Source organism: Bradyrhizobium sp. (assembly GCF_049798375.1).
Classification (GTDB): Bacteria; Pseudomonadota; Alphaproteobacteria; order Rhizobiales; family Xanthobacteraceae; genus Bradyrhizobium.
The window spans coordinates 1-5,020 of the sequence record NZ_JBARGP010000813.1; the positions used below are offsets into that span (position 1 = coordinate 1).

A 5,020-nucleotide genomic window follows, 5' to 3' on the forward strand; every position below is an offset into this window, starting at 1 on the left:
ATCGTCAGCTGCGGCCTTGGCTCCGACACCGGCGGCTCGACCCGGGTGCCGGCGGCGCTGACCGGCACGGTGGGCTTGCGGCCATCGGTCGGCAATGGCGGCGCCGAGCGGCGCTATGACGACGCCAACCAGGTGGTGCCGATCAGCCGTACCCGCGACACGGTCGGACCGATGGGCCGCACCGTCGCCGACGTCGCGCTGCTCGACTCCGTCATCACCGGGAGCGCGATGGCGCAGCCTGAGAGGCTGCGCGGCAAGCGCCTCGGCGTCCCCGCTGCGTTCTGGAATGGCGTCGATCGCGATGTCGAGGCGGTGATGCGTGCCGCCTGCGACAAGCTTAAGGAGGCCGGCGTCGAGCTGATCGACGCCGATATTCCAGACGTGTTCGAGCAGAACAAGAAGGTCTCGTTCGTGGTGGCGCTGCACGAGCCGATCGAGGACATTCCGGCCTATCTCGCCGCCTCCGGCATCGAGGGCGTCACGCTGGCGGAGATCACGGCGATGATCGCGAGCCCAGATGTCGCCGGCGCGTTCGGCGCGATCACGGCGGATGCGTTCGGCGCGGCATATCCCGATGCGATGCGCCAGCACCGGCCGGCGCTGCAAAAATTATACGGCGACTATGTCCGCGAACATCGCCTCGATGGCATCCTGTTTCCGACCACGATCGCGCCGGCGCCGCTGATCGACCTGGAGAAAGGCTCGGGTGAGATGTCGATCAACGGCGGCGCTCCGGTGCCGGTGTTCGACACCATCATCCGCAACACCGATCCCGGCAGCAATGCCGGTCTTCCTGGCCTGTCGCTCTATGCCGGCATGACGGCGGGCGGTTTGCCTGTCGGACTGGAGATCGATGGCCCGGTGGGCAGTGATACAAAGTTGTTAGGCCTGGGGCTTGCGATCGAGGCGATCCTGGGAACGGCACCGGCGCCGAAGATTTGATCATGATGAGGAGGTGTCACATCTGATCGTAATCGACCACCACGCGCTCACTCGTCGGCTTCGCTTGGCAGGTAAGCACAAAGCCTGCCTTGAGCTCCCACGGCTCCAGCGAATAGTTCAGTTCCATCGGAGCCGCGCCTTCGACCAGCTTGGCGCGGCAGGTCGAGCACATGCCTCCCTTGCAGGCGAACGGCAGATCGATGCCGGCGCGCAAGGCGGCATCCAGGATCGCCTCGCCGTCCGCGACCGGCACCTCGCGCCGCTTGCCGTCGATGATCAGCGCGGCGATCGCCTTCGGTGGCGCCGATTCAGACACGATCGCCTTCGGTCGCGGCCGGCCACCGAACTCCGAGACGAAGCGCTCGACATGGATGTTGTCAGCAGCGATGCCGAGCGCGCGACAGGTGGCCTCCACTTCCTCACTCAACCCCGCGGGACCGCAGATGAAGACATGGTCGACCTCCGACGCTGGCACCAGCGAGCGCAGCAGCACCCGCACCTTCTCGCCATCCAGCCGTCCGTGCAGGATCGGAATGTCCTGCTCCTCGCCGGAGATGACGTGAAAGACCGACAACCGCGCGATGAAGCGGTCCTTCAGCGCCTCGAGTTCGCTGCGGAACAGCATGCCCTCCGCGGTGCGATTGCCATAGAAGAGGAAAAAGCGGCTATGCAGTTCGCGCGCCAGCACGTTTTTCATGATCGACAGGATCGGCGTGATGCCGGAGCCGGCGGCAAAGCCGACATGGATGCGCGCCTCGTTGGGTGTCGGCGCGACCCCGAACCGCCCGGTCGGCGTCATCACGTCGAGCGCATCGCCGCGCTTCAGCTCTTCAGTGACAAAGCCCGAGAAGGCGCCGCCATCGACGCGCTTCACCGCGATGCGGATCTCACCGTCGTCAGGTCCCGAGCAGATCGAATAGGACCGCCGCACCTCCTCGCCGCCGAGCGTGGTGCGCAGGGTGAGATACTGTCCGGGCGTGAAGCGATAGTCGGAGGCGAACTCGTCGGGGATGACAAAGGTCATCGACACCGCATCCGCGGCTTCGCGCCTGATATCGCTGACGGTGAGACGGTGGAAACGTGGGGTAAGGGAGGACATCGGTCTATCCGCTCGTCATTGCGAGGAGCGAAGCGACGAAGCAATCCAGACTTCCTTCACAGGATATCCTGGATTGCTTCCGCCTTCGCCCTTTGGGCTTCGGCGGACACGTCGCTGCGCTCGCAATGACGGAAACATGGTGCTAGTGACACTTGAAATAGTCGAACGGTTCGCGGCAGGTCTTGCAGCGCCACAGCGCCTTGCAGGAGGTCGAGCCGAATTCCGACAACAGCTCGGTATCGCCGGAGCCGCAGCGCGGACAACCGACCTGCTCGACACCGAACAGCGCGCGGCGTGAGCTCGCGGGCTGCGGCGGCGCGATGCCGTAGTCCTTGAGCTTGCGGCGGCCGGCGTCGCTCATCCAGTCGGTGGTCCAGGCTGGCGACAGCACGGTGCGCACGGTCGCATCCGGAAAGCCGGCGCATTCCAGCGCGAGTGCGACATTGACCGCGATCATGTTCATCGCCGGACATCCGGAATAGGTCGGGGTCACAGCCACATCAATGCGGCCATCGTCACGCAGCGTAACCTCGCGCAGCACGCCGAGATCAGCGATGGTCAGCACGGGAATTTCCGGATCGGTCACGGCGGCGGCCGCGTCCCAGGCGCGCTGCCACAAATCATGATCGCCGTTCGCAACGGCTACCATGACGCGCCCGGAAAGCTGCGCTGCATATGCTGCAGCTCGCTCAGGAGATGTCCGAGATGTTCGCTGTGGCGGCCGTCGCGACCGCCCTGCTGCATCCAATCGGTCTCGGGCAGCGTCAACGTCGCCTCGCGCACGACCTCCGACACCGTGACCATCCACGGCGACTTCAGCGTCAGCGGATCGACGGCGACGCCTGAAGCAATCATGCTGCGCTCGGCGTCATCGACGGCAAACATCTCGCCGGTGAAGGCCCAGAGATCGTCGATCGCGGCTTGTGCGCGGGCGTGGCTCTCGTCGGTGCCGTCACCGAGCCGGATGATCCATTCGCTGACGTGGCGCAGATGATAGGCGCTCTCCTTCTCCGACTTCGCCGCGATCGCGGCCAGCGTCGCATCAGTCGAGTGCATCATGCCGCGCCAATAGGGATCGGCGAAGGACGAATAGAACAATTGCCGCACCATGGTCTGCGCGAAATCGCCATTGGGCCGTTCGACCAGCAGCAGGTTGCGGTACTGCCTGACGTCGCGCAGATAGGCGAGCTTGTCCTCGTCGTTGTTCTTGCCTTCGACCTCGGCGGCGTAGGTGTAGAGCGCGCGGGCCTGCCCGATCAAATCGAGGGCGATATTGGACAGCGCCATGTCCTCTTCCAGCATCGGCGCATGGCCGCACCATTCCGACAGCCGATGGCCGAGGATCAGCCCGTCGTCGGCGCGGCGCAACGCGTACAGCACCAGCGGGGTTTCAGTGACAGTGATGGAGGGCGTGGCCATGTCTTGTGTCTGATAAGTGCGAGATGTTTCCTCCATCATTGCGAGGAGCGTCAGCGACGAAGCAATCCAGACTGCCTCCGCGGAACGATACTGGATTGCTTCCGCCGTCGCCCTTCGGGCTATGGCGGACACGTCGCTAGCTCGCAATGACTGAGACTGATCGACGATTACATATGCCCGACTTCATCCGGCACCTCATAGAACGTCGGATGCCGGTAGATCTTGGATTCCGCGGGCTCGAACAGCATACCCTTGTCGGCGGGGTCGGAGGCGGTGATCGCGCTCGACGGCACCACCCAGATCGACAGGCCCTCGCCGCGACGGGTGTAGACGTCGCGCGCGGCTTGCAGCGCCATGGTGGCGTCGGTCGCATGCAGCGAGCCGCAATGCTTGTGTGCGAGTCCGTTGCGGCTGCGGATGAAGACCTCCCACAGCGGCGTGTTCGGCGTGGCCATGTGACCTCCTCTATTCAGCTGCCTGCGCCATCTGGCGCGACTTGCGCTTCGCGGCGTACGCCGCTGCGGCTTCGCGCACCCAGGCGCCGTCCGCATGCGCCTTGCGGCGCGCGTCAATACGGTCGCGATTGCAGGGGCCATTGCCGGCCAGCACCTGCTTGAATTCGTTCCAGTCGATCGGACCGTGGATCCAGTGGCCGTCCGCATCCTGCGTCATCGCTGGATCTGGAATGCTCAGGCCGAGATACTGCGCCTGCGGCACGGTGGCATCGATGAACTTCTGCCGCAGCTCGTCGTTGGAGAAGCGCTTGATCTTCCACTTCGTCGAGGTGTCGCTGTGCTGGCTCGCGCCGTCGGGCGGACCGAACATCATCAGCACCGGCCACCACCACCTATTCAGCGCCTCCTGCGCCATCGCCTTCTGCTCATCGCTGCCGCGCGACAAGGTCAGCATGATCTCGTAGCCCTGGCGCTGGTGGAAGGACTCCTCCTTGCAGACGCGGATCATCGCGCGCGCATAGGGGCCGTAGGAGCAGCGGCACAGCGGGATCTGGTTCATGATCGCGGCGCCGTCGACCAGCCAGCCGATGACGCCGATATCCGCCCAGGTCAACGTCGGATAGTTGAAGATGGAGGAGTACTTGGCCTTGCCGGTCAGCATCGCGTCGACCAGCTCCTCGCGCGAGGCGCCGAGCGTCTCGGCGGCGGCGTAGAGATAGAGCCCGTGGCCGCATTCGTCCTGCACCTTGGCGAGCAGCGCCGCCTTGCGGCGCAGGCTCGGCGCGCGCGTGATCCAATTGCCCTCGGGCAACATGCCGACGATCTCGGAATGGGCGTGCTGGGAAATCTGCCGGGTCAGCGTCTTGCGATAGGCCGCCGGCATCCAGTCATTGGGCTCGATGCGCTGTTCGGCATCGACGCGTGCCTGGAAGTTCGCGACGCGCGCTGCATCCTTGATGGACGCGTCCTCGATGAGAGTGCCCTCCTCGGGCGCATTCAGCGCCTGCGTGTACATGCGGCGTCCTCCCAGGACTTGGTTGCCGTTAATATATAACAGAAGCTGTCGCATGCAACCTGTTCTTGTAATATTTCACAGACCACCGTC

The 5,020-nt window shown here is 64.6% G+C and carries 6 protein-coding genes; 1 reads left to right on the forward strand and 5 read right to left on the reverse strand.

The annotated features are described in order from the left end of the window. On the forward strand, positions 1-942 hold a 942-nt coding region (locus tag WA702_RS30755; RefSeq protein WP_425114300.1), incomplete at its 5' end, for an amidase family protein. 16 nt (positions 943-958) lie between these two features. Here the strand turns inward: WA702_RS30755 and paaE are convergent. The 5 genes from paaE to paaA form a co-directional block, all read right to left on the reverse strand. Further along, the gene (gene paaE, locus WA702_RS30760; RefSeq protein WP_425114301.1) at positions 959-2,041 is read right to left on the reverse strand and encodes a 1,2-phenylacetyl-CoA epoxidase subunit PaaE; all 1,083 of its coding nucleotides are present in this window, start codon (positions 2,039-2,041) and stop codon (positions 959-961) included. A 142-nt stretch (positions 2,042-2,183) separates the two neighbouring features. After that, positions 2,184-2,690, reverse strand: coding sequence for a 1,2-phenylacetyl-CoA epoxidase subunit PaaD (paaD, locus tag WA702_RS30765; RefSeq protein WP_425114302.1), 507 nt, complete (start codon positions 2,688-2,690; stop codon positions 2,184-2,186). Continuing rightward, positions 2,684-3,460 carry a 1,2-phenylacetyl-CoA epoxidase subunit PaaC gene (gene paaC, locus WA702_RS30770; protein WP_425114303.1) on the reverse strand — a complete coding sequence of 259 codons (777 nt, stop codon included), beginning with the start codon at positions 3,458-3,460 and terminating at the stop codon, positions 2,684-2,686. The genes paaD and paaC overlap by 7 nt, the downstream gene beginning before the upstream one ends. 167 nt (positions 3,461-3,627) lie before the next feature. After that, positions 3,628-3,915, reverse strand: coding sequence for a 1,2-phenylacetyl-CoA epoxidase subunit PaaB (gene paaB / locus WA702_RS30775; protein WP_425114304.1), 288 nt, complete (start codon positions 3,913-3,915; stop codon positions 3,628-3,630). A gap of 10 nt (positions 3,916-3,925) precedes the next feature. After that, on the reverse strand, positions 3,926-4,930 hold the full coding sequence (paaA, locus tag WA702_RS30780; protein WP_425114305.1) for a 1,2-phenylacetyl-CoA epoxidase subunit PaaA: 1,005 nt from the start codon (positions 4,928-4,930) through the stop codon (positions 3,926-3,928). Between the last annotated feature and the right edge of the window lie 90 nt (positions 4,931-5,020).